The sequence below is a fragment of the Streptomyces sp. SID4985 genome, from assembly GCF_009863025.1.
GTDB lineage: Bacteria > Actinomycetota > Actinomycetes > Streptomycetales > Streptomycetaceae > Streptomyces.
The window spans coordinates 1-24,395 of record NZ_WWIR01000350.1 but is presented as its reverse complement, the minus strand read 5'-3'; the positions used below and the strand labels follow the sequence as shown (position 1 = coordinate 24,395).

The 24,395-nt window shown below is 71.4% G+C and carries 20 protein-coding genes; 10 read left to right on the top strand and 10 right to left on the bottom strand.

The genetic code is table 11. The features are described 5' to 3' along the window. Both GTW40_RS14975 and GTW40_RS14970 read left to right on the top strand, forming a co-directional pair. Positions 1–837, top strand: an 837-nt coding sequence (locus GTW40_RS14975; RefSeq protein WP_161180683.1) for a polyprenyl synthetase family protein, incomplete at its 5' end; no start/stop codon positions are given. Positions 838–1,042: 205 nt separating this feature from the next. Continuing rightward, positions 1,043–1,684, top strand: a complete 642-nt coding sequence (locus tag GTW40_RS14970) for a hypothetical protein (RefSeq protein ID WP_161180682.1) — start codon at positions 1,043–1,045, stop codon at positions 1,682–1,684. Between the two features lie 29 nt (positions 1,685–1,713). Here the strand turns inward: GTW40_RS14970 and GTW40_RS14965 are convergent, their stop codons facing one another. After that, complete coding sequence (locus tag GTW40_RS14965) at positions 1,714–2,247, bottom strand: NUDIX domain-containing protein (protein WP_161180688.1); 534 nt, start codon at positions 2,245–2,247, stop codon at positions 1,714–1,716. Positions 2,248–2,578: 331 nt separating this feature from the next. Beyond that, positions 2,579–2,974 (bottom strand): superoxide dismutase, Ni, encoded by a 396-nt coding sequence (gene sodN, locus GTW40_RS14960; RefSeq protein ID WP_018544452.1) that lies wholly within the window; start codon positions 2,972–2,974, stop codon positions 2,579–2,581. A 441-nt stretch (positions 2,975–3,415) separates the two neighbouring features. Here sodN and sodX point away from each other — a divergent pair, with 441 nt between their 5' ends. Beyond that, positions 3,416–3,847, top strand: coding sequence for a nickel-type superoxide dismutase maturation protease (sodX, locus tag GTW40_RS14955; protein ID WP_161180687.1), 432 nt, complete (start codon positions 3,416–3,418; stop codon positions 3,845–3,847). On the opposite strand, the gene GTW40_RS14950 is transcribed toward sodX, so the two are convergent. Continuing rightward, on the bottom strand, positions 3,751–4,380 hold the full coding sequence (locus GTW40_RS14950) for a CGNR zinc finger domain-containing protein (protein ID WP_161180681.1): 630 nt from the start codon (positions 4,378–4,380) through the stop codon (positions 3,751–3,753). The genes sodX and GTW40_RS14950 overlap by 97 nt on opposite strands. 101 nt (positions 4,381–4,481) lie before the next feature. Here GTW40_RS14950 and GTW40_RS14945 point away from each other — a divergent pair, with 101 nt between their 5' ends. After that, positions 4,482–5,240 (top strand): class I SAM-dependent methyltransferase, encoded by a 759-nt coding sequence (locus GTW40_RS14945; protein WP_161180680.1) that lies wholly within the window; start codon positions 4,482–4,484, stop codon positions 5,238–5,240. 89 nt (positions 5,241–5,329) lie between these two features. Here the strand turns inward: GTW40_RS14945 and GTW40_RS14940 are convergent, their stop codons facing one another. The 3 genes from GTW40_RS14940 to GTW40_RS14930 are packed head-to-tail and all read right to left on the bottom strand — an operon-like array spanning position 5,330 to position 8,040. Next, positions 5,330–6,130: an amino acid ABC transporter ATP-binding protein gene (locus GTW40_RS14940; protein ID WP_272919009.1), complete on the bottom strand. Its 801-nt coding sequence runs from the start codon at positions 6,128–6,130 to the stop codon at positions 5,330–5,332. Next, a complete protein-coding gene (locus GTW40_RS14935; RefSeq protein ID WP_161180679.1) occupies positions 6,127–7,059 on the bottom strand; it encodes an amino acid ABC transporter permease in 933 nt (310 codons plus the stop codon). The genes GTW40_RS14940 and GTW40_RS14935 overlap by 4 nt, the downstream gene beginning before the upstream one ends. 36 nt (positions 7,060–7,095) lie before the next feature. Further along, positions 7,096–8,040 carry an ABC transporter substrate-binding protein gene (locus GTW40_RS14930; protein WP_161180678.1) on the bottom strand — a complete coding sequence of 315 codons (945 nt, stop codon included), beginning with the start codon at positions 8,038–8,040 and terminating at the stop codon, positions 7,096–7,098. Positions 8,041–8,537: 497 nt separating this feature from the next. Between GTW40_RS14930 and GTW40_RS14925 the strand changes: the two genes are divergently transcribed. Beyond that, on the top strand, positions 8,538–9,761 hold the full coding sequence (locus GTW40_RS14925) for an NADP-dependent malic enzyme (RefSeq protein ID WP_161180677.1): 1,224 nt from the start codon (positions 8,538–8,540) through the stop codon (positions 9,759–9,761). Positions 9,762–9,976: 215 nt separating this feature from the next. Further along, positions 9,977–10,939, top strand: coding sequence for a zinc-binding dehydrogenase (locus GTW40_RS14920; RefSeq protein ID WP_161180676.1), 963 nt, complete (start codon positions 9,977–9,979; stop codon positions 10,937–10,939). A gap of 25 nt (positions 10,940–10,964) precedes the next feature. On the opposite strand, the gene GTW40_RS14915 is transcribed toward GTW40_RS14920, so the two are convergent. From GTW40_RS14915 to GTW40_RS14905, 3 genes are all read right to left on the bottom strand, one after another. Beyond that, complete coding sequence (locus tag GTW40_RS14915) at positions 10,965–12,011, bottom strand: PadR family transcriptional regulator (protein ID WP_161180675.1); 1,047 nt, start codon at positions 12,009–12,011, stop codon at positions 10,965–10,967. A gap of 1 nt (position 12,012) precedes the next feature. Continuing rightward, complete coding sequence (locus GTW40_RS14910) at positions 12,013–12,939, bottom strand: DUF4097 family beta strand repeat-containing protein (RefSeq protein WP_161180674.1); 927 nt, start codon at positions 12,937–12,939, stop codon at positions 12,013–12,015. 304 nt (positions 12,940–13,243) lie between these two features. Then, positions 13,244–13,423, bottom strand: a complete 180-nt coding sequence (locus GTW40_RS14905) for a DUF6104 family protein (RefSeq protein ID WP_003992906.1) — start codon at positions 13,421–13,423, stop codon at positions 13,244–13,246. A 262-nt stretch (positions 13,424–13,685) separates the two neighbouring features. On the opposite strand from GTW40_RS14905, the gene GTW40_RS14900 reads away from it, so the two are divergent. The 4 genes from GTW40_RS14900 to GTW40_RS14885 are packed head-to-tail and all read left to right on the top strand — an operon-like array spanning position 13,686 to position 20,936. Continuing rightward, on the top strand, positions 13,686–14,078 hold the full coding sequence (locus GTW40_RS14900; protein ID WP_161180673.1) for a CU044_2847 family protein: 393 nt from the start codon (positions 13,686–13,688) through the stop codon (positions 14,076–14,078). Continuing rightward, positions 14,075–16,072, top strand: a complete 1,998-nt coding sequence (locus tag GTW40_RS14895; RefSeq protein WP_161180672.1) for a trypsin-like peptidase domain-containing protein — start codon at positions 14,075–14,077, stop codon at positions 16,070–16,072. Before GTW40_RS14900 ends, GTW40_RS14895 begins: the two co-directional genes overlap by 4 nt. Beyond that, entirely contained in the window at positions 16,069–17,136 is a 1,068-nt protein-coding gene (locus GTW40_RS14890; RefSeq protein WP_343245702.1) for a MoxR family ATPase, read from the top strand. The genes GTW40_RS14895 and GTW40_RS14890 overlap by 4 nt, the downstream gene beginning before the upstream one ends. Then, complete coding sequence (locus tag GTW40_RS14885) at positions 17,136–20,936, top strand: SCO5717 family growth-regulating ATPase (protein ID WP_161180671.1); 3,801 nt, start codon at positions 17,136–17,138, stop codon at positions 20,934–20,936. The genes GTW40_RS14890 and GTW40_RS14885 overlap by 1 nt, the downstream gene beginning before the upstream one ends. Before the next feature lie 62 nt (positions 20,937–20,998). On the opposite strand, the gene GTW40_RS14880 is transcribed toward GTW40_RS14885, so the two are convergent. After that, positions 20,999–24,352 (bottom strand): multifunctional oxoglutarate decarboxylase/oxoglutarate dehydrogenase thiamine pyrophosphate-binding subunit/dihydrolipoyllysine-residue succinyltransferase subunit, encoded by a 3,354-nt coding sequence (locus GTW40_RS14880; RefSeq protein ID WP_343245703.1) that lies wholly within the window; start codon positions 24,350–24,352, stop codon positions 20,999–21,001. Positions 24,353–24,395 lie beyond the last annotated feature (43 nt).

Below are 24,395 nucleotides of genomic sequence, written 5' to 3'. Positions count from 1 at the left end.
GCGGCGTCCGCGCTGGGCGGGCCGTCCGCCCGGGCGGCGGCGGTGCGGGCCGCCGCGGCGGTCGAACTGGTCCACAACTTCACGCTGTTGCACGACGACGTGATGGACCGCGACACCACCCGTCGGCACCGCCCCACCGCCTGGACCGTCTTCGGCGATGCCGACGCGATCCTCGCCGGGGACGCGCTCCAGGCCCTCGCCCTGCGGCTGCTCGCCGACGACCCGCACCCGGCGGCGCGGGAGGCGTCGGCCCGTCTCACGGAGTGCGTCATCGAACTCTGCGCGGGCCAGCACACCGACACGGCGCTGGAGCAACGCGCCCCCACCGAGGTCGGGTTGGCCGAGGTGCTCATCATGGCCGAGGCGAAGACGGGCGCGTTGCTGGGCTGCGCCTGCGCGCTCGGCGCGCTGTACGCGGGCGCGGACCCCGCCGAAGTGGCGGCCATGGACGGCTTCGGCCGCCAGGCGGGCCTCGCCTTCCAGCTGATCGACGACGTGATCGGCATATGGGGCGACCCGAGGCGCACCGGCAAGCCGGCCGGCGCGGATCTCGTGGTCCGCAAGAAGTCCCTGCCGGTCGTGGCCGCGCTCACCTCCGGCACCCCGGCGGCCGCCGAACTCGCCACGCTGTACGCCCGCCCCTATGCCGACGACGACGGCGAGATCGCCCGCACGGCCCTGGCCGTGGAACAGGCGGGCGGCCGCGACTGGGCCCAGGCCGAGGCGGCTGACCGCATGGCCCGCGCCGTCCAGGAACTCTCCCGCGCCGTACCCGCCCCCGAGACGGCGGGCGGCCTGCTGGCCCTGGCGGAATTCGTCACCCGCCGGACCAACTGACCCCATCGCCCCCCTACCCCGGAGCCCCCGACCCCGTGCGCCCCCTGACCCCGCACGGTCGTCGGGGGCTCCGGTGCGGTGACCTGCGGGAATCTTCCCTGCGGGCACCGCGCCCGCCCTGGTCCTACTCAAAGGCTGACCACTTTCCAGAGCTCAGGGGTGTATTCGAATGCGCCAGCCCCCAGGGGTGCCGCACGCTCTTGGGATGATCGTCCTGCAGCCCGTCCTGGAGACCTGTGCCACCGATGGCTTCGACCTCTGGCCGGTGGCCGAGTGCGGGGCTTACGGCTTCCTTCCGCTCGGCGGTGCGCTCAGCCATGTCGAGGTCGGCACGGCCGTCATGTGCATTGCCGCGTGCAACAACGTCGACCTGGAGGGTGAGGGGCGGCCGAAGCCGCCTACCGATCCACTGGGGAACTTCCTGCATGGGCTTCTCACCATGGACGACCTTTTCGCCGCAGGTGGCCTGCGGGTGACTGATACAGCCACTGGCATCGTCCTGTCGCCGGGCTGTTGCAACGGGCTGGACGAACGACGCGACTGGCTTGCGGTCATCGATGGCGACGGCTGGGCCTCCTTCGGTCACGACCCCTCCCCGCTCGCCGAACGGACAGGCGACGTGGCGCGGCTGACCGTTGACGCCGAGCAGCAGGACAGCCCTGTGATCGAGCTGCCCATCACCGACCTGCGGCGCCTGCTCGCCGACGCGGAACGTGACCTGGCCGCGTTCCATCGCCTTGCCATCGGCTGGGCGGCCCTGCACGTGCCTGACTATGCCGTTCCTGTGTGCGCGGCTCTCGCTCGTGCCCTCGACCTGCCCGCGCCTGCCGTACTCCCGAAGCCGTAGGGCGACGACGTGCCCGGTACCTGGCGCTTCTATCGCCAGCCGTGCAGGGAGACGTCCGGGCCTCCCGTGAGGTATCGGCGGAGGGCGCTTGACGTGGTCTCCACGCAGTTCTCGGGGATGGCGTCGACGCCGACCCAGCCGACTTGGCTGTGCTTGAGCGGTTCCCGGTTCTCGGGCTCGCCGGCCCACTCGTGGGCGGCGAAGACGACCGTGAGGAAGCCGTTGGGGGATTCGACGCCCCAGGCGCCGTGGATGACATGAGCGACCTCGAGGGACTCCGGCTTCACCGTCAGGCCGGTCTCCTCGTAAAGCTCGCGGACGGCCGTCCTGGTGACCGGTTCGCCCGGCTCGCTCTTGCCGACGGGGAGGTCCCACAGGCCCGGGGCGAACTTGGCGTTCTCGCCGCGCTGGAGGAGGACGACGCGGTTGGTGGCCCTGTCGTGGACGATGACGGCGGCGACCAGGAGGGTCATGGATTCGAGCGCGGGCTCGAGGGCCTTCGGCCGGGCGTCGGTTGTCGGCTGAACCACGGTCATCCCTTCACCGGGCGGGTTGTCGGGCATGCCAGGCGAGGGCCTCGCGGGCTCGGCGGGCGAGATCGGCGGCGCCGGGAACGCGCCGCGCTGGTAGACCGCGAGAGTGGAGCGAATCGAGGTGATCGCCTTGCGGGTGCGGTCCGTTGTCATGCCCCCCATCGGTCCCTCCTCGGCCTGCCGCGCCTGCTGCGCCTGCCGCGCCTGCCGCGGCGAGCGGAAATCGGGCGGAGTGACCGGAGAAAGGCCGCACCCGGACCGTCAGGACGTCCGCCGTGGGCGGAGGGTCTTGCGGGCCGGGTGCGGCCTGGGGGAGACGCTGCAACTTAGGAAATCGCAGGTCAAGCGGCATGACCGGAGATCAAGCCTTCTTGGTCTCCCAGAAGATCTTGGCGACCTGGTCGATGTAGTCCAGCGCCTTCTGGCCCGTCGCCGGGTCGGTGGAGGCCTTGGCGGCGGACAGCGACTTCACGGCCTCGTTGAGGAGGTTCTGCAGCTCGGGGTAGCTGTCGAAGTGCGGGGGCTTGAAGTAGTCGCTCCACAGCACGTCAAGGTGGTGCTTCGCCAGCTCGGCGCGCTGCTCCTTGATCACCGTCGCGCGGATCTGGAAGTGGGGGTCGTCGTTGGCGGCCATCTTGTCCTGGATGGCCTTCACCGACTCCGCCTCGATGCGGGCCTGAGCCGGGTCGTACACGCCGCAGGGCAGGTCGCAGTGAGCGCTCACCGTGACCGTGGGGGCAAACAGGCGGGAAAGCATGGAGCGTTCCTTCCTCGTGATCGTCTTCTCAGGTGGGACATTACTCCCTGAGGGACTGGTTTTCCCGAGTGCCCCCCAGGGCTTAGGACAAAAGTCCGGGGTCGCCGGCCGCTGTTGTGCAACAAGGTGCAGCGTTGTCCGGCACGCGTGGATGGCCGGGTTCTGCTGGGTGATCGCGTTGTGAGGAACGGGAGTTCGTGTGTCGAATGGGTGACCTTCGTGGGTGGCGGCCGTTGGATGCGGTGGCGGACGGCTTCGGGCGGAAGTCGGTGGTGGAAGTGGGGGGTGACCACCCCGGTTCGCCCGCTTCCGGTGACCTGAAGGCCCGGTGCGCGGCCGGGCTGGACCGCGACAACGGCCGGTGGGCGGACTCCCTCCCACTCGGCCTCCAGGAACGGTCAGACTGAGACTGTGGAGGAACGGACCGGGGAGGTGCCGGGGATGCCGGAGCTGTCGCAGGAGACCGAGCGGGGCAGGGTGCTGCCGCCCTTCGGGCTGGCCGAGGTCACGGGGCCGTCCATGGTGCCCACGCTGCACCACGGGGACCGGCTGCTGCTGCGGTACGGCGCCCAGGTCAGGCCCGGTGACGTGGTCGTCCTGCGCCACCCCTTCCAGCAGGATCTGCTGGTCGTCAAGCGGGCCGCCGAGCGGCGCGAGGGCGGCTGGTGGGTGCTCGGCGACAACCCGTACGCGGGCGGGGACAGTACGGATTACGGCGTCGTGCCCGAGGAGCTGATCCTGGGCCGGGCCTGGCTGCGCTACCGCCCGCTCGGCGGTCAGCGGTCGCCGCGCGCGCTGACCCGCTGGCTGTTCTCGGCCGCCAGGCCGCTGCTCTCGGACCGGTCGGCCGCCAGGCGCTTGCGGGCGCGGTAGGCGGCGACGTTGGCGCGGGTCGCGCAGCGGTCGGAGCAGTAGCGCCGGGAGCGGTTGGTCGAGGTGTCCAGGTAGGCGTTGCGGCAGGGCGCGGCCTCGCACAGGCCCAGGCGGTCCACGCCGTACTCGGTGAGGTGGAAGGCGAGGCCCATCGCGGCGATGGCGGCGTAGCCCGCGGTCGCGTTGGAGGGGTGGTCGGCCAGGTGCATGTGCCACAGGGGGCGGCCGTCCTCGTCGCGGTGGTCGTGGCCGGAGATCTGCGGGCTGACCGGGAACTCCAGGAGCAGTGAGTTCAGCAGGTCGACGGCGAGGGTCTCGTCGCCCTGGTCGGCCGCCTCGAAGACCCCGCGCAGCCGCGCCCGTACCGAGCGGAAGCGGGTCACGTCGGCGTCGGTGGCGCGCCGGGCCGCCTGGGCGTTGGCGCCGAAGAGGTCGCGGACGGCCTCGACGGAGGTCAGGGAGTCCTTGCCCCGCGCCGGCTCCTCGCTGTTGACGAGGCGTACGGCGTAGTCCGAGTAATAGGCCAGTTCCACTAGTAATCCTTACGCGGGCGCTCTATGGTCGTGTCGGCGGGCGGGTAACAGACGTTCGCCCTTCCAGGGTATTACGTCTGATGGGGGAGGGGCGGGTAATCATGACCAGCAGCATCGGTACGGACTGGGCCGCGTGGCAGGAGAGCTGGGACCGGCAGCAGGAGTGGTACCTGCCGGACCGCGAGGAGCGGTTCCGGATCATGCTCGACATGGTCGAGGCGTTCGCCGGACCGGCCCCGCGGGTGCTCGACCTCGCGTGCGGCACGGGCACCATCACCGCCCGGCTGTTCGACCGCCTCCCGAACGCCGTCAGCACCGGCGTCGACCTCGACCCGGCCCTGCTCACCATCGCCCGCGGCACCTTCGCGGGCGACGACCGGGTGACCTTCGTGGAGGCCGACCTCAAGGACCCGGAGTGGACGGCCGCGCTGCCGTACGACTCGTACGACGCGATCCTCACCGCCACCGCGCTCCACTGGCTGCACCTCGGCGACCTCACCGATCTCTACGGTCGCCTCGCGAAACTGACCCGTGACGGCGGCGTCTTCATGAACGCCGACCACATGCCCGACGAGACCACGCCCCGCATCAACGCGGCCGAGCGCGTCCAGCGGCACGCCCGTATGGAGGCGGCCCGGCGGGCGGGCGTCCTGGACTGGGCCGACTGGTGGCGGCTCGCCGCCGTGGACCCGGTGCTCGCCGGGCCGACCGCCCGCCGCTTCGAGATCTACGGTGAACACGCGGACGGCGAGACCCCGTCCGCCGCCTGGCACGCGTCCGCCCTGCGCGAGAAGGGGTTCGCGGAGGCCCGGCCGGTGTGGTGCTCGCCGTCGGACACGCTGCTGCTGGCGCTGAAGTAGGCCCAGGGTGTGCCCAGTTGGAACGAGAACGGCGGATGCCGCCCGTCCCGGTGAGGGAGCGGGCGGCATCCGCCGTCGCGGAGCACGGTTCAGAGGACCTTCGACAGGAACGACTTGGTCCGCTCGTGCTGGGGGTCGGTCAGGACGTCGCGGGGGTTGCCGGACTCGACGACCACACCGTCGTCCATGAAGACCAGGCTGTCGCCGACCTCACGGGCGAAGCCCATCTCGTGGGTCACGACCACCATCGTCATGCCCGACTCGGCCAGGTCGCGCATGACGTCCAGGACGTCGCCGACCAGTTCCGGGTCGAGTGCCGAGGTCGGCTCGTCGAACAGCATGAGCTTCGGGTCCATCGCCAGGGCCCGGGCGATCGCCACCCGCTGCTGCTGGCCGCCGGAGAGCTGCGAGGGGTAGTGCCCGGCCCGGTCGGCCAGCCCCACGCGGTTGAGCAGGCTCATCGCCCGCTCCCGGGACTCGCTCCTGCTCTGCCCCTTGACCTGGACCGGGGCCTCCATGACGTTCTCCACGGCCGTCATGTGCGGGAACAGGTTGAAGCGCTGGAAGACCATGCCGATGTCCCGGCGCTTGAGCGCGACCTCGCTGTCCTTGAGCTCGTGCAGCTTGTCGCCCTTCTGGCGGTAGCCGACCAGCTCGCCGTCGACGTACAGCCGCCCGGCGTTGATCTTCTCAAGGTGGTTGATGCACCGCAGGAAGGTCGACTTGCCCGAACCGGAGGGGCCGATGAGGCAGAACACCTCGCCCGGCTTCACCTCCAGGTCGATGCCCTTGAGGACCTCGACGGCACCGAAGGACTTGTGGACGCCCTCGGCCTTCACCATCGCCACGGAAGCGTTCTCCGCGTCCGACTTGGTCAGCTTGTCGGTCATGCCGTGACCTTCCTGCTAGAGAAGGTCGTCAGGTGGGCCTTGACCTTCTGCCACGGGGTCGCCGGGAGGCTGCGGCTGGAACCGCGGGCGTAGTACCGCTCGATGTAGTACTGGCCCACGCTCAGCACGGAGGTCATGATCAGGTACCAGGCCGCGGCGAGGAAGTACATCTCCACCGGGGCACCGGAGTTCTGGCCGATGTCCTGGGCGTAGCGGAACAGCTCGGGATACTGGACGACCGACACCAGCGAGGTCGTCTTCAGCATGTTGATGACCTCGTTGCCCGTCGGCGGCACGATCACCCGCATCGCCTGGGGAATGATGATCCGGCGCAGCGTCCTGCTGTGGCTCATGCCCAGCGCGTGGGCGGCCTCGGTCTGGCCCTCGTCCACGGCGAGCAGACCGGCGCGGCAGATCTCCGCCATGTAGGCGGCCTCGTTGAGGCCGAGGCCCAGCAGCGCGGTCAGGAGCGGGGTCATGAAGTCCGACCACTCGTCCTTGTAGACCGGGCCGAGGTTGATGGTGTGGAAGACCAGGCCCAGGTTGAACCAGACGACCAGCTGGACCAGGACCGGGGTGCCGCGGAAGAACCAGATGTAGAACCAGGCGATCGACGAGGTCACCGGGTTCTTCGACAGCCGCATCACCGCGAGCAGGATGCCGCCGAGGATGCCGATCGCCATCGACGCGACCGTCAGCAGGAGGGTCTTGCCGACGCCGGTCAGGATCCGGTTGTCGAAGAAGTAGTCAGGTACCGCGCCCCAGTTGATCTCGCCCTGGCTGAAGGCGTAGACGATCGCGCCGAGGATCGCGATGGCGACGACGGCGGATATGTAGCGGCCGTAGTGCCGGACCGGGATGGCCTTGATGGCCTCCGGGCCGGCCGGGGGAGTGCTCTGCTCCCCGGCCGTCTTCTCGATGTCAGTCACGGGTGTTGCCTCTCAGTGGCCGCGTCGCTGCCGCGGTCACTTGCCGCCGTTGATCACGGACTCCTTGACGGCGCCGTCCTGGGCGCCCCACTTCTTGAGGATGGTTTCGTACTCGCCGCTCTTGACGAGGGCGGTCATCGCGGCCTGGAGAGCGTCACGCAGCTGCGCCTGCTTCTTGGAGACGGCGATGCCGTAGGGCGCCGCCTCGACCTGGTCGCCGACGATCTGGAAGTCCTTGCCGCCGCCCGAGGTCTTCACCGCGTACGCGGCGACCGGGAAGTCGGAGGAGGCCGCGTCCACGCCACCCGAGCGCAGGCGGGTCTGGGACTGCTGGTCGTCGTCGAACGCCTCGATGCTGAGCTTCTTGCCGCTCGGACACTTCTTGGCCTCCTGCTTGGCCAGGTCCTCCGAGACCGTGCTGCGCTGGACGGCGAGCTTCTTGCCGCACAGGTCGGACCAGGTCGTGATGCCCTTGGTGTCGCCCTTGCGGGTGTAGATCGAGACACCGGCGGTCAGGTAGTCGACGAAGTCGACGCCCTCGCCGACCTTCTTGCCGGTGTCCGGGTCGATGCCCTGCTGACGGTTCTTGTTGTCGGTCATCGCCGACATGGCGATGTCGTAGCGGCCCGACCGCAGACCGGTGAGCAGCGTGTCGAAGGTGCCGTTGTTGAACTTGAACGTCACACCGAGCTGCTTGCCCATGGCCGCCGCGAGGTCGGGGTCGAGACCGACGACCTTGCCGGAGGAGTCCTTGAACTCCACCGGGGCGTACGCGATGTCGGAGCCGACCTCGACGACACCCTTGTCCCTGATGTCGCTGGGGAGCTTGGAGGCGAGCGGCGCCGACGACGAGCCGGAGTCACTGGACTTGTTCGTCTGGTCACCGCAGCCGCTGAGGAGCAGGGTGCCCGCGACCGCGATCGAAACGCCCGCTGCAAGCCGGGTGCGAGTGGTCGTGCGACGGGTGGAGCTTGCGGTCATCGTGGGTTCCTCCGGCGGATGGGAAGAGGTCCGATGGGACGACGACAACACACACCTTCGTGTGTCGCGACCTCGTGGGTTTACGGCATCCTGCCATTCGGACCAGGCCATTCAGGGCCGTCACAATGTCAAAATCGGATAACGGGTGAACTCGAACCGGTTCAGGTCGGTACAACACCACTCCACGCGCATTCGGGGTATTCGCGCACCCGGAGACGGGGGCGGTTCGGGGCCGGACCGGCGGGCGCGGACCGGTCGTCGCCGGGCGTCGTCGCGCGGCCGCGCCATGTGACCTTGCGCCCAATGGACTCGTGGTCGGCCCGTCCGTCCGGTAAGAAGGTTCTTTACACCCCTCATCCGGGGCTCAGGGCGCGTGTGCGGCGCGCCCGTCGCGTATGTGCTCCCGCTTCACCTTCGACGAGGCGTACGCGGTGCCCGCCCGCTCCTCACCCGGAGCGGCCGACCCTCAACCATGCATACCTAAGGGGTAAGACAAAGTGGCAGCGGAGATCGTCAATCCTCGCAGCGACAGCGGTACCGGACCGGAGGGCGGGGCCGAGCCCCTGGACTCCTTCGATCCGGCGTTCGCGCTGCATCGTGGCGGCAAGATGGCCGTGCGGGCCACCGTGCCGATCCGCGACAAGGACGACCTTTCCCTCGCGTACACGCCCGGTGTGGCGCGCGTGTGCACCGCGATCGCTCAGCAGCCTGAGCTGGTCAACGACTACACCTGGAAGTCCTCGGTCGTCGCCGTCGTCACCGACGGCACCGCCGTGCTCGGCCTCGGGGACATCGGTCCCGAGGCGTCCCTGCCCGTGATGGAGGGCAAGGCGATCCTGTTCAAGCAGTTCGGCGGAGTCGACGCGGTGCCGATCGCGCTCGCCTGCACCGACGTGGACGAGATCGTCGAGACCGTCGTCCGGCTCGCCCCCTCCTTCGGCGGGGTGAACCTGGAGGACATCTCGGCCCCCCGGTGCTTCGAGATCGAACGGCGCCTGCAGGAACGGCTGGACATCCCGGTCTTCCACGACGACCAGCACGGCACGGCCGTCGTGACCCTGGCCGCGCTCCGGAACGCGGCCCGGCTCAGCGGCCGGGAGATCGGGCAGCTGCGCGCCGTCATCTCCGGCGCCGGAGCGGCCGGGGTCGCCATCGCCCGGATGCTGGTCGAGGCCGGCATCGGGGACGTGGCGGTCGCCGACCGCAAGGGCGTCGTCTCGGCGGAGCGCACCGACCTGACCGACGTCAAGCGGGAGGTGGCCTCCTTCACCAACAAGGCGGGCATCACCGGCTCGCTGGAGGACGCGCTCGTGGGCGCGGACGTCTTCATCGGCGTCTCCGGCGGTACGGTCCCCGAGGAGGCCGTCGCCTCCATGGCCGAGGGCGCCTTCGTGTTCGCGATGGCCAACCCGAACCCGGAGATCCACCCCGAGGTCGCGCACAAGTACGCGGCGGTCGTCGCGACCGGGCGCTCCGACTTCCCCAACCAGATCAACAACGTGCTCGCCTTCCCCGGCATCTTCGCCGGGGCGCTCCAGGTGCGGGCCAGCCGGATCACCGAGGGCATGAAGATCGCCGCCGCGGAGGCGCTGGCCGCCGTCGTCGGCGACGACCTCGCCCCCGACTACGTGATCCCCTCGCCCTTCGACGAGCGGGTCGCCCCCGCCGTGACGGCGGCCGTCGCGGCGGCCGCCCGCGCGGAGGGCGTGGCCCGGCGCTGACGCCTTCGGGCGCGGTGGCGATCGGCCTGGTGCCGTAGCGGCCGCGTCCGGTGCGAGAACGGCCCCGCCCTCTTCGGGCGGGGCCGTTCTGTCGTTCCGTCGTCGTGGCCGGCGCGCGAAGTCCGTTGCGCCGCACGGGTGTCGGGGGCAAGAGGGCGTGTGTCACACCGTCCGACGGTTCCGCGCGGGGTGGGACGGAACCTATCGTCGGGCCCATGTTCGCTGTCTACGCCGCCCGGATCGACCGTGACCAGCCGCTGTCCGGCCTCGAGTCGGGGGAGCGCCCGGCCCCCGAGGCGCGGCCCGGCTGGAGCACCGTCGACGTCCGCGCCGCCTCCCTCAACCACCACGACCTCTGGTCCCTGCGGGGCGTCGGGCTCCCCGAGGACCGGCTGCCGATGATCCTCGGCTGCGACGCCGCCGGGGTCGACGCGGACGGCAACGAGGTCGTCCTGCACTCCGTCATCGGGCAGACCGGCCACGGAGTCGGCCCCCGCGAGCCCCGCTCGATCCTCACCGAGCGCTACCCGGGCACCTTCGCCGAGCAGGTCGCCGTCCCCACCTGGAACCTGCTGCCCAAGCCGACGGGCATGTCCTTCGCCGAGGCCGCCTGTCTGCCGACGGCGTGGCTGACCGCGTACCGCATGCTGTTCACCAACGCCGGGGTGCGGCCCGGTGACTCGGTCCTGGTGCAGGGCGCGGGCGGTGGGGTCGCCACCGCCGCGATCATGCTGGGCAAGGCGGCCGGGCTGCGCGTCTTCGCCACGAGCCGGGACGAGGCGAAGCGGAAGCGGGCCCTGGAGCTGGGCGCCGTCGAGGCGGTGGAGCCGGGGGCGCGGCTGCCGCAGCGGGTGGACGCCGTGATCGAGACCGTGGGCGCGGCCACCTGGTCCCACTCGGTGAAGTCGCTGCGGCCCGGCGGCACGCTGGTCATCTCCGGCGCGACCAGCGGCGACCGGCCCTCCCACGCCGAACTGACCCGCATCTTCTTCCTGGAGCTGAAGGTCGTCGGCTCCACCATGGGCACCAAGGACGAGTTGGAGGACCTGCTGTCCTTCTGCTCCGTCACCGGTCTGCGGCCCGTCATCGACGAGGTGCTGCCGCTGGACCGCGCCCGCGAGGGCTTCGAACGGCTGGAATCCGGCGAGCAGTTCGGGAAGATCGTGCTCACTCCCTGAACCGCCCGCCCCGGTGCCGGTCGGTTCAGACCCGTGGGCGGCGCAATATGGAGCCGACCTGGGCCGCCGCCGTCGCGAGGCGGTGGCGGACCTCCCGGAGTTGGTCGTCGGTGACGCCGCGGTCCCGGGCCGCGTCCCGGATGTCGTCCCGGAAGCGGTCGAGGAGGCGGTCCAGGTCGCGCGCCGGGTCGCCGGTCGGGTCCTCGTGCGCCCACTCCGGCGCGTACTCGGCGGGGAAGTCCTCCGGGGTGGTGGAGAACTCCGGCTCCATGAAGGGACCGCCCGCGCGGGCCGAGTTCCGGCCGGGGCCGGAGGACGTGCCGTACTCCTTGCCGAACTCGCCGAATTCCCGGGCCAGTTCAGAGATGCCCTCGCGGACGCCGGTCGGCCAGTCACCCCGGCCGAAGGCGTCCTGCACCCGCTCCTGGACCCGGCGGGCGACGCGCTGGAGCTCCTCCTGTGCCTGGGCCCGTGCCCGCGACTGTGCCTCCTGGGCCTGGCGGCGGGCCCGCTGGGCCTCCTCGCGGGCCCGGCGGCTCTCGTCCTTGGCGCGGCGGGCCTGCTCCTTCCACTCCTGCTTGGCCCGGCGCAGCTCCTCCTTCGCGGCGCGCCACGACTCGGCGTCGCCCCGGTCGCCCTGGTCCCCGTAGGCGTGGGACTGGGCGGAGCCGGTCCGGGCGCCCTGGCGGGCCTCGGTCGCGGCCGCGCGCATCTCGCGCCGCAGATCGCCCGCCGCGCCGCGCACGTCGGCCTTGATCTCGGCGGCCAGTTCCGCGACCGAGTCGCGGATCTCCAGCTCCAGGTCGGCGAGTTCGCCGCTGCGGTCGGCCAGTTCGGCGCGGCCCGCGTCCGTGATCGCGTACACCTTGCGGCCGCCCTCGGTGGTGTGGGTGACCAGGCCCTCCGCCTCCAGCTTGGCCAGGCGGGGGTAGACCGTGCCCGCCGAGGGGGCGTACAGCCCCTGGAAGCGCTCTTCGAGGAGCCGGATCACCTCGTAGCCGTGGCGGGGCGCCTCGTCGAGCAGCTTCAGCAGATACAGGCGCAGGCGGCCGTGGGCGAAGACGGGAGGCATGTCAGAGCACCTTCTTGTCGGTCGTGCCGTCGGCGGGGTTCCGGGTGGCGTCGTCGCCCCGGCCGGTGAAGGAATTGTCCCCCGGACCGGTGCCGGGGCCCGCCGACGGGCCGTCCGCGTCCTCGTCCGCCGGGCGGCGCAGCAGGGCGATGGAACCGGAGACCGTGGTGGCCCGGAGCCTGCCCTTGCCCGCGCCCAGCCGGCCGGCGATCTTGTGGGCGCCCCACTGGCCGTACACCCGCAGGCCGTCGAAGGCGTTGGAGATCGTGCCGCTCGCGGTGTTCGCCTCCACCTCCGTGTCCGCCGGGTGCGGCAGGCGGATGGCGATCTCGCCGGAGACGCTGTTCAGCCGGACGTCGGTGGGGCCCGCCGGGTCCAGGTCGACGATCATCGAGCCGCTGACGGAGTCGGCGCGCACGGAAGGACCGGAGCCGTCCATCACGGTCAGGTCGCCCGAGACGGAGTTGAAGCGCAGGTCGCCGGTGACGGTCTGGGCCTCCAGATTGCCGGAGACGGTGTCCGCGCGGACCGCGCCGGAGAGGCCGACCAGGGTGGCGTCACCGGTGACGCCCTTGACCACCGCCGGGCCGCGCAGCCCCGAGACGACCGCCGCGGCGCCGACCACGCCCACCTCCACGCGGGTGTCCGCGGGCACGGCGAGGGAGACCACCACGCTGCGCCGCCAGCCCTTGCGGTCGAGCCACTTCAGGAAGCCCTTCCAGGGCAGGTCCTCGTACGCCACCGTGAGCGTGCCGCCCTCTTGGGTGACGATCAGGGGCGGGCCCTCGATCTCGGAGACCTCCAGGCGGGCGGGACCCTCCTCCGTGCCCACCACGTTCACCAGGCCATTGACGACGCGCACGTGCAGTTCGCTCACGGGAGCGTCGAAGGCGAGCTTCTGGGGCTCGGCGACGGACCACTCGGACATGGGGCCTCCTCGGCAAGGGCACGCGGCACGACGCGCCATATCGCGTCTACGGGAAACACGATATATCGTGGCTGTCGGAAGTCAAGACACTCTTTCGTGAGAGCCCGGGAGGCCGTGGGGTGTCCGGGGAAGTGGTGGGGGCGCGTGGAAGCGCGGACGGACGCGTGGGCGGAAGTGCGTACGGACGCGCGTACGGAGGCATCGACGACAACAGGCCCGCGACCGGAAGCCGAAGCCGTCCGGTCGCGGACCTGTCGAAAGAGTCGCGGGCCTGCCGAAAGAGGCGGGGTCTCCCCGAGGGGCCCTACTCGTCGTCCTCGTCGTCCAACCGCGCCAGCCACGTCGCCAGCCGCTCCACCGGGACCTCGAAGTCGGGGTTCAGGTCGACGAACGTGCGCAGCTGCTCGGCGAGCCACTCGAAGGTGACCTCCTCCTCGCCGCGCCGCTTCTCCAGTTCCTCGATGCCTCGGTCGGTGAAATACATGAATGCTCTCCTGGGGTGGGCCCGGTCCGCAGGCCGTTCGCCTCCAGGTTATGCACTGGAGCCGCCCGGCGGACGAGCGCCCTCACCCTGCCGAACCGCTCCCGACCTCCCGAACCGCTCCCGACCTCCCGAACCGTCCCCGACCTCGCCGAACCGCCCACCTCGCGCCCCCGCCCCCGGCACAATGGCTCCGGACAGGGTCGTCACGCACACGGCGGACCGCCCGGCGGAAGCCGGGCCGGGGCCGCGGCACGGGGGAGTCATGGACCACCGCGGGATTCAGGAGATCGAGCTGCCCGGCGGAGGGACGGTACTGGCGCGCGTCAGCGTCCTCGACCCGGCCGAGCTGCCCGGCGACGACGAGTTCTCGTACGACGACGTCGGCGCCCTCGACCACATGGCGGCCCGCGTCGACCAGCTGAACGAACTCGTCCGGGGAGTCGGCCGGGCCGTGCTCGACGCGGCGCGCACGGTCGCCCCCGACGAGGTCAGCACCACCTTCGGCGTCGAACTCGCCGTCAAGCCGGGCAAGGCGGTCGCGCTGCTCGCGGACGGCGAGGCCAAGGCCGCCCTGTCCATCACGCTCACCTGGCGGTCGGCGCAGCTTCCCGCGCCCCGTTCGGGAGCCGATGAGGACAGCACCGTCACGGCATGACGGGGAAGCTCGACGCGCTGCTGCTGCGCGCCACCGTCCGGATCGGGCCCGACAGCGCAGCGGACACGCTCTGGGGCAGCGGCTTCTTCGTGGCTCCCGGCTGGGTCCTGACCTGCGCGCACGTGCTGCGGCCCGCCGGGGAGCCGGAAAAGACCGGCCCGCTGCGGGTGCGCGGACACAACGGACTGGACGCGCGGGCGCGCCTGGCCTACCGGCTCGGCGGCGGCACCGACCCCGAGCAGGACCTGGCCCTCGTCCGCGTGGCCGGGGGCGGCGACCACGCGTGCGTACGGCTCACCGACCGCCATGACGCGCCGCTGACCGTCACCGCCCATGGCTGGCGGACGCCCGCAGGGGGCGCGCCCCAGCGCTGGACGGGGCAGACCGACTGCAACGGCAGGGACGGCGCGCACGGACTGACGCTCGCGCCTCAGGTGGAGATCCCGCACGGAGCGTCCGGCGGCCCGCTGCTCGACGTGCGGCGGGGTGTGGTCGTCGGCGTGGTCAAGGCGCGCCGGAAGGAGAAGGACGGCGGTCTGGCCGTGGCGGTCACCGCCCTGCGCGGCTTCCGGGCGGCGGTTCCGGTGGGCGCCGAGCGCGGCCTCGGCGCCGACCCGTACGCGGCGCTGATCCGCGCCCACGACACCTGGCACCGGCAGGTCGAGGGGCCGCTGTCCTGGGTGAAGGCGCAGGTCGAGGCGGGCGGGGCGGACGGGCACCCGTGGAGCCCCCGGGACAGCGCCGAGGCCTGTGCCCTCCTCGCCGCCCTGCCCCCGCCGGACTCACCGGCCCAGCTGCAGGGGCTGGTCGACGAGGTCCTCGGCGACGAGATGCTCTGGGACGACGAGACCGCCCCGCAGGACTGGCGGGACGGCCATGGCCGCCTCCACGACCGGCCCGAGAGCGCCGACATCGTCGCGCTGCACTATCTGCGCGTCGTGGCCCGGATGCACGCGGAGCGGGTACCGGACGCCGCGTCGGCGCTGGAGAAATGGGTCGAGCAGCGGGCCGCACGGCTGCCCGACGCCGTACGCGCGCTGCTGACGGGGGTCGCGAAGCAGGCGCCCGCGCTCCGTGGGGCCGTGGCGTGCCCGGCCCCTGCTGTGGCGGCGGCCGCCGTCGCGCCGGTGCGTATCGCCGCACCAGTGCACACCGCCGCATCGGCGAGTGCCGCCCGGGACGAAGGCCCCGTCGTGGCCGTGGAGTTGGAACCCGACCTCTTCCGCCCGCACGACCGCTTCCACTGGAGGATCTGGGCCTGGACCGCTGGCCCCGAGACCGTGCGCGTCGTGGACCAGGACACCGACGGTGAGGGGGCGTCCCTCGCCGAACTCCCGTACCTCCTCAACGAACCGCTCACCCGTGCCTTCGGGCGGCTCGACAGCGACCGGCGGGCGCGGCTGGAAATCGCGCTGCCTGTCGAGCAGTTCGGCGTGGACGCCCATCTGTGGCGGCCGAGCCCGGTCGTACGGAGCCTGCGGCCGCATCCCGCCGAGCGGCCGTTCGGGGTGCACCGGCAGGTGGTGCTGCGCTGTCTGAAGCGCCGGGGCGAACCGTCCCGGATCTGGCGCGACCGGTGGCACGCGCTCGCGGCGGGCGTACCACAGGCCCTGCCCGTCGCGTCGGACGCCTACGCCGCCACGGCCTTCCACGACGCCCCGCCGGGCGCGGTCCCGGTGCTCTGCAGACCGCCCGCCGAAACCACCGCCGCGCTGGCCCAGGCGATCGACGAGGGCTTCGGCGTGATCCTCTGGAACCTCCGGGCCGAGCACGCGCACGGCTGTGGATCGGCGTGCGGCGAACTCCACGGCAGAGCCTCGGAGTTGCTCGGCTCCGCACATCGGACGACCGCACTGCCCGAGCAGGTGCGTGTCCTGCGGGAACGCGTCAGCCAGGCCGACGCGGACGCCGACTGGGCCGAACACCTCGCCCTCTTCTACGACGACCCGGGACGCCCGATCCCGCTCTGCGACGACCTCCTGGAGTCCCCGTGACCGAGATCCCCGAGACCTCCGCGACCCCCGAAACCCCCGCGACGGACTGGCACATCTACCGGGGCACCGGCCAACCGCACGACGCCATCGGCTCGTTGCCCGCACCCCCGCCCTGGCGGGCCTTCGACGGCGACCCCGTCATCACCTCCGTACCACCCCTCGGCACCGAATCCGCGCGCCGGTTGGGCACCCCGGGACGGCGCCCGGCCTGGCGTCCCGAGGAACTGGAACTGATCAACGCGGCGATCTATCTGCGCCGTCCGCTGCTCGTGACCGGCGATCCCGGCTCGGGCAAGTCCACCCTCGCCCACGCCATCGCGCACGAACTGGGCCTCGGCCGGGTCCTCCAGTGGCCCATCGTCAGCCGCACGAGCCTGCGGGACGGCCTGTACACCTACGACGCCATCGCCCGCCTCCAGGACACGCAGATGGCGAAGCTGCGGCAGGAGAACCACCGGGACATCGGCGAGTACATCAGGCTCGGCCCGCTGGGGACCGCCCTGCTGCCCTACGAACGGCCCCGGGTCCTGCTCGTCGACGAGCTGGACAAGAGCGACATCGACCTGCCCAACGACCTGCTGAACGCGCTGGAGGAGGGCGAGTTCCGCATCCCCGAACTGCAGCGCGCAGGAGGCCGGGACAGCGAGACGAAGGTGCTCACCGACGACGACGAGAACGCCACGGTGCGCAACGGGCGCGTCCGTTGCCGCGCGTTCCCCATCGTGGTGATGACCAGCAACGGCGAACGCGACTTCCCCGCACCGCTGTTGCGTCGCTGTCTGCACCTCGACCTCCCCTCGCCCCGGAACGACGCCTGGGGACAGGCCCGGCTGAGCGCCATGGTCGGCGCCCACTTCGGCGACCAGGACGCGGCGGCGAACAGCGAGTTGATCCACACCTTCCTCAGCTCCGCACCGGGAGCCCTCCGCGCGGCCGACCAACTCCTCAACGCCATCTACCTCACGCAGGAGGCCGTCCGCGACAGCACGCCCGACCGCCGTCGCCTCGCCGAGCTGCTGATGCGGCCCCTGGAGCAGGGCGACCACGGGGTCGGACCGCGCTGATGACCGCACCGGACGGGCAGCTGGGTGAACTGGCCGAGCGCATCAGGGCGTTGGGCACCGACCCCTCGGCGAGGGAACTCGCGGAGTCGCTCTGGCTCGCGCGGCACGTGGGACGCCCCGCGCTGGGCCCCGCCACGCCGGAACTGTCGCCGCTCGACCCCGACGACCCGGAGGAGACCGGCGAGTTCCGGATCGACTACACCCCGCCCGCCTGGTACACCGAGAACGCGGGGACCGGCCGCCGTGGGGACGCCCGCTCCGGCGATCCCGTACGGCTGCACGCCGAGCGTCCCGCGCCCGGCCCGATTCCGGTACCGACGACGGCGGGACCGGACGCCGACGCCGTTCGGGTCCGCGTACCCACCGCCACCGCGCTGCCTCAGCCCCTCGTCCTCCAGCGGGCCCTGCGACCGCTCCAGCACTACCACCCGCCCGTCCGCACACCCGCGCTCCTCCTCGACGAACAGGCCACCGCCGAGCAGGCCGCCGAGACGCACCTGGTGCTCCCCGTCCTGCGCGCCGTGACGCGCCGCGAGGCCCGGCTGCGGCTGCTGATGGACGTGTCCACCTCCACCGGTGTCTGGGACACCGCTCTCGGCGAACTGCGCCAGATCTGCGCGGGCCTGGGCGCCTTCCGCGAGGTGACGGCGCACTACCTCCGTGAGGACGAGGACGGCCGCCTCATGGCCGCCACCAGCCGCGACGGGGTCCGGGCGAGCCGGGGCGCCGAGCAGCTCCGCGACCCCACCGGACGGCAGCTCACCCTCGTCCTGAGCGACTGCGCCGGTCCGCTGTGGCGCTCCGGCCGCATGCAACGGCTCCTCCACCACTGGAGCGAGGCCGCGCCCGTCGCCGTCGTACAGCCGCTGCCCCAGCGCATGTGGCGGCGCACCCATCTGCCCGCGCTGCCCGGCACCCTGCGGCGTCGCGAAGGTCTGGGCGCCCGGCTCGACTTCGCCTCCGCCGACGGCGGGACACCGGCGGGAGCGGCGCCGGTCCCCGTCCTGTCCCTGTCCCGCACCGCTTTGGGCGCCTGGGCCCGGCTGCTGGCCGGCAGCACGGGCCTGGCGCTCCCCGCCCCCGCGGCCTGGGTCAGCGCCGGTCATCCGGCGGCACCCCCGCGCGCGACACCGCGCGAGACCGACGCGGAGACCCTGGTACGGGCTTTCCGCCGCTCCGCGTCACGGCAGGCGGTCCAGCTCGCGGTCTCCTTCTCCGCCGTACCGCTCACCCTGCCCGTGATGCAGCTCGTCCAGCGCGCGATGCAGCCGCGGTCCGGGCCGACGGTACTGGCCGAGGTCCTGCTGAGCGGCCTGCTGGAACGCGCCGGGGACGAGGGCTGGTACGACTTCCGGCCCGGCGTCCGCGAGACCCTGCTGCGTCTTCTCCCGCTCGGCGACGCCCAGTTGATCCTCAAGCACTGCGGCGACTACGTCGAACGCCACTTCGGCCGCCGCGCCCGCAACTTCCCCGCCCTCGCCCTGGCCGGACTCGGTGGTCCGCGGGCGGAGCTCCCGGACGACGGCGGTACGGAGGCGGTGCCGGACGCGTTCGCCGTGGTCTCCTCCCTGGTCGCCGGACGGTTCGGCGCGAGCGTGCCCGTCGTACGGCAGGAGACGTACCACCTCGTGCACGCCGAGAAGGACGCGCCGTGGGCCCGGTGGGCCGCCCATCTCCTCGCCTCCCACGGCAAGGAGGTGGCGCTGCGGAGGTTCGACGGGGGAGCGGGGGAGCTGCGCGAGCTTGTGCGGGGCGCGGGAGATGCCGGGAGTCCGCACCGGACGGTGCTCTTCCTCGGAAGCTGGCACGCCGACTTCCGCCTGGTCAACCCGCTGCGCGGTCTCGCGAAGAGCGGCGACGACCGGTTCGACGCCGTCTCCGTCGTACGGCCCGTGCCCTTCTCGTGGGTGGCGGAGCTGGAACGGGTGACGCCGCTGTGGGACACCACGGAGTCCGAGGCGGGCGGGCGGCTGCTGGACCTTCTTGGTGTCGAGCGCCGGGACGCGGCCGGGGACGGGCCGGACTTCCCGGGGCCGACGCTGCGTGTCGTGGATGGAGTCCCCGATCCCCCCAAGGATCTGTCCGTGCGGGACGAACTTTTGGAGGCGGCGCGGGAGAGTCTGACGGCATACGGCGTCTGCACCCTCACCGGGGGGCCGGGCACCGGCAAGACGGCGCTCGCGGCCCAGTACGCGCGCCACCACGCCTCCGCGTACGACGTCGTCTGGTGGGTGCGGTCCGGGTCCGCCGAGCAGCGCCGGGAACGGCTGGCCAATCTGGGGGTCGAGTTCGGCATCCCCTCGCGAGGTGACGTCGCCGACCGGCTGGCCGAGCTTCGCCAGGTCCTGCGGACGACCGCGCTGCGCTGGCTGATCGTCTTCGACGACTGCGACGACTCGGACGAACTCGCCGGTCAGGTCTTCGACGGCGGCCATGTCCTGATCCTCGGCCGTCCCCCGAAACGGTGGAGCGAGCGCGCTCCCGTGTTGCGGCTGGAACCTCTGGGCGTCAGCCAGGAACGGACCCGAACGCCGGTGGAGCCGGGGCGGGTCGAGGGAGCTCTTGCTCGCGTGTACGGCCGCCTGGAGGGGGCCTATACGGGCTTCTTCATCGCGCCGGGACTCCTGGTCAGCACGGTACGTCTGGTGCGGCCGCCGTACGTGGACGGGGAACAGAACATGGTCACTGTCGTCACCGAGGACGGGCGCAGACACCGGGGCGACCTGCTGCGGGTGCTGGGGCAAGTGGCCTTGTTCCGGGTCCCACAGGCACGCGGAACCCCGTGCCTGTGGATCACGGACGCTCCGGATGTCCGACCCGACGACGTGGTCCTGTGCGGCACGACGCGCATGATGAACGAGCCGCCGGTCAGGCTCTGTCCCGCACGTGGTGAAGGAGAACCGGGCAGCGACACCATGCGTCTCGTCGGCGACCTGCCCGGTGGAGGCGTCGGGGAGCCGGTTCTCAGCGCTCGGGACGGTTCGGTCGTGGGCATGGTTACCGGTCCTCCCATCGACCGGAAAAGCGGCGGCAAGGCCGTACGGATCGAGGTGCTCCGGAAGCTGTGCGACCTCGACGCCGAGAGCTCGCAGCTGTGGCACGACATCGTCCGTGAACACGACCGCTACCACGCCCGTCGGACAGTCTCGGGGGCGGTGAGGCCGATGCCCTGGCAGCGTGAACTGTACGGCCTGTTCGCCGAGTTGCCCCCTCCTGCCGGGCCGGGCCAGGTGTGGAGAAGGATGGCGTCCGCCGGGGAGCCGACGGGAGACCATCCGCCCCGGAGCTGGCGCGACGGGGCCGGCCTGGAGTACGCGAGGGGAGGTACCGTCGCCGTGGTCCACTACGCGGCCCGGGTTTGGGCCCATCTCGCCGACAGAGCACGTGTGTCCGGTGCACGACAGCGCCTCCAGCAGTGGATCAGGCAGCAGCAGACCTTGCGCGGACTTTCCGAACCTGGTGCGACCGACTGCGAGTTGACGGTGGAAATCCGTCCCGACCGGTCCGGCGGCTATACCTATGAGCTGAGCCTTCTGCAAGGGGAAGGAATTCTCTACAGCGAGCACGCGTCCTCACCCGTTCCCATGGACAGGCTGTTCACCGTCGTGCGCGAGGCGCTGTGGAGCGCGGCGCACCGGGTTCAGGGAAACACGAGGGTCGTGTACCGGCTTCTTGATGAGCTGCTTTGGGAACTCCCCGTCGAACGCTGGACGGCAGAGGCGGTCCCAGACCTTGCCTGGTCCGTCGACGTCCGTCGTCTGAGAGGCGGTCGGGACCCTGGAAGCGACCCCGCCCCATGAGAAAGGCCCGGCCCCCGGACGAATCCGGAAGCCGGGCCCCGCTCAACGCGGCCCGCGCAGGGCTACGCCTCGAAGACCTCGCGCACCAGCTGCTCCTGCTCCGCCTGGTGGCGCTTGGCGGAGCCGACCGCCGGGGAGGAGCCGTGCGGACGCGAGATGCGGCGCAGGCGCTCGCCCGCCGGGACGTCGGCGCCGACGGCCAGGTCCAGGTGGTCGATCAGGTTGAGGGCGATGAAGGGCCACGCGCCCTGGTTCGCCGGCTCCTCCTGGGCCCAGATGTACTTCTCGGCGTTCGGGTACTTGTTGACCTCCGCCTGGACCTCCGCACCCGGCAGCGGGTACAGACGCTCGAGGCGGATGATCGCCGTGTCCGTGATGCCGCGCTTGACCCGCTCGGCCTCCAGGTCGTAGTAGACCTTGCCCGCGCAGAAGACGACCCTGCGGACGGCGGCCGGGTCGACCGTGCTGTCGCCGATGACCGGACGGAACTCGCCCGAGGTGAACTCCTCCGCCTTCGAGGCCGCCGCCTTCAGGCGCAGCATCGACTTCGGGGTGAAGACGACCAGCGGCTTGTGGTCCGGGTTGTGGACCTGCCACCGCAGGAGGTGGAAGTAGTTCGACGGGAGCGTGGGCATCGCGACCGTCATGTTGTTCTGCGCGCAGAGCTGCAGGAACCGCTCCGGGCGGGCCGAGGAGTGGTCCGGGCCCTGGCCCTCGTAGCCGTGCGGGAGGAGCAGGACCACACCGGAGGTCTGGTTCCACTTCTGCTCGGCCGAGGAGATGAACTCGTCCACGACGGTCTGCGCGCCGTTGACGAAGTCACCGAACTGGGCCTCCCACATCACGAGCGCGTCCGGGCGGGCCAGCGAGTAGCCGTACTCGAAGCCCATGGCCGCGTACTCGGAGAGCAGGGAGTTGTAGACGTTCAGCCGCGCCTGGTCCTCGGAGAGGTACTGGAGCGGGGTGTACTCCTCGCCGGTCTGCCGGTCGATGAGCACCGCGTGCCGCTGGCCGAAGGTGCCGCGCTGGGAGTCCTGGCCCGAGAGACGGACCGGGGTGCCCTCCAGGAGCAGCGAGCCGATGGCCAGGGTCTCGCCCATGCCCCAGTCGATCGTGCCGTCCTCGACCATGGTCGCCCGGCGCTGCAGCTGCGGCAGCAGCCGCGGGTGGGCGGTGATGTGGTCGGGGATGTCGATCTGGGACTCGACGATCCGCTTCACGGTCTCCGCGGAGATCGCGGTCGGGACCGCCACCGGGAAGTTGTCGCTCGGCGCCTGGGACTCGCCCTGGGCGGGCTGCGCGGTGGCCTCGCGGACCTCCGTGAAGACCTTCTCCAGCTGGCCCTGGTAGTCCTGGAGCGCCTGCTCGGCCTCTTCCAGGGTGATGTCGCCGCGACCGATGAGGGACTCGGTGTAGAGCTTGCGCACCGAGCGCTTCTTGTCGATCAGGTCGTACATCAGCGGCTGGGTGAAGGCCGGGTTGTCCGACTCGTTGTGCCCTCGGCGGCGGTAGCAGATGAGGTCGATCACCACGTCCTTGTTGAACGCCTGGCGGAACTCGAAGGCGAGCCGCGCGACGCGGACCACGGCCTCCGGGTCGTCGCCGTTCACGTGGAAGATCGGGGCCTCGATCATGCGGGCCACGTCGGTGGCGTACATGGACGAGCGCGAGGACTCCGGGGCGGCGGTGAAGCCCACCTGGTTGTTGATGACGATGTGGACCGTGCCGCCGGTGCGGTAGCCGCGCAGCTGCGACATGTTCAGGGTCTCGGCCACCACGCCCTGGCCCGCGAAGGCCGCGTCGCCGTGGATCGCCACCGGCAGGACGGTGAAGTCCGTGCCGCCCTTGTTGATGATGTCCTGCTTGGCGCGGGCGACGCCCTCCAGGACCGGGTCCACCGCCTCCAGGTGCGAGGGGTTCGCGACCAGGGAGACCGCGATCTGCTCGCCGTCCAGGCCGGTGAAGGTGCCCTCGGCGCCCAGGTGGTACTTCACGTCGCCGGAGCCGTGCATCGACTTCGGGTCGAGGTTGCCCTCGAACTCGCGGAAGATCTGCGCGTACGACTTGCCGACGATGTTGGCGAGGATGTTCAGGCGGCCGCGGTGGGCCATGCCGATGATGACCTCGTCCAGGCGCGACTCGGCCGCGGAGTCGATGACCGCGTCGAGCAGCGGGATGACGGACTCGCCGCCCTCCAGGGAGAAGCGCTTCTGGCCGACGTACTTCGTCTGCAGGAAGGTCTCGAAGGCCTCCGCCGCGTTCAGGCGGCGCAGGATGCGCAGTTGCTCCTCGCGCTCCGGCTTGGAGTGCGGGCGCTCGACGCGGTCCTGGATCCACTTGCGCTGCTTGGGGTCCTGGATGTGCATGAACTCGATGCCGATGGTGCGGCAGTACGAGTCGCGCAGCACGCCGAGGATGTCGCGCAGCTTCATCAGGGACTTGCCGGCGAAGCCGCCGACGGCGAACTCGCGCTCCAGGTCCCAGAGGGTGAGCCCGTGCTCGGTGATGTCCAGGTCGGGGTGCTTGCGCTGCTGGTACTCCAGCGGGTCGGTGTCGGCCATGACGTGGCCGCGGACCCGGTAGGAGTGGATCAGCTCGAAGACGCGGGCGGCCTTGGTGACGTCGTCGTCGTGGCTGGCGTCGATGTCCTTGAGCCAGCGGACCGGCTCGTAGGGGATGCGCAGCGCCTTGAAGATGTCGTCGTAGAAGCCGTTCTCGCCGAGGAGAAGGTTCGAGACCTGGCGCAGGAACTCGCCGGAGGCGGCGCCCTGGATCACCCGGTGGTCGTAGGTCGACGTGAGCGTCATGACCTTCGCGATGCCGAGCTTGTTCAGGGTGTCCTGGCTGGTGCCCTGGAACTCCGCCGGGTAGTCCATGGAGCCGACGCCCATGATGACCGACTGGCCGGGCATCAGGCGCGGGACCGAGTGGACGGTGCCGAGGCCGCCGGGGTTGGTCAGGGAGACCGTGACACCGGTGAAGTCGTCCATGGTCAGCTTGCCCTCGCGGGCGCGGCGGACGATGTCCTCGTAGGCCTGCCAGAACTCGAAGAAGTTCAGCGTCTCGGCCTTCTTGATCGCCGCGACGACCAGCTGGCGGTCGCCGTTGGGCTTGACCAGGTCGATGGCGAGACCGAGGTTGACGTGCGGCGGCTTGACGAGGGTGGGCTTCCCGTCCTTCTCGCCGAACGAGTAGTTCATGGACGGCATGGCCTTGATGGCCTGCACCATGGCGAAGCCGATCAGGTGCGTGAAGGAGATCTTCCCGCCCCGGGCGCGCTTCAGGTGGTTGTTGATGACGATGCGGTTGTCGAACAGCAGCTTCACCGGGACCGCGCGGACCGAGGTGGCCGTCGGCAGCTCCAGCGAGGCGTTCATGTTCTTGACCACGGCGGCGGCCGGGCCGCGCAGGGTGATCAGCTCGGGGCCCTCGGCGGCCGGAGCGGCTGCCTTCGGCTGC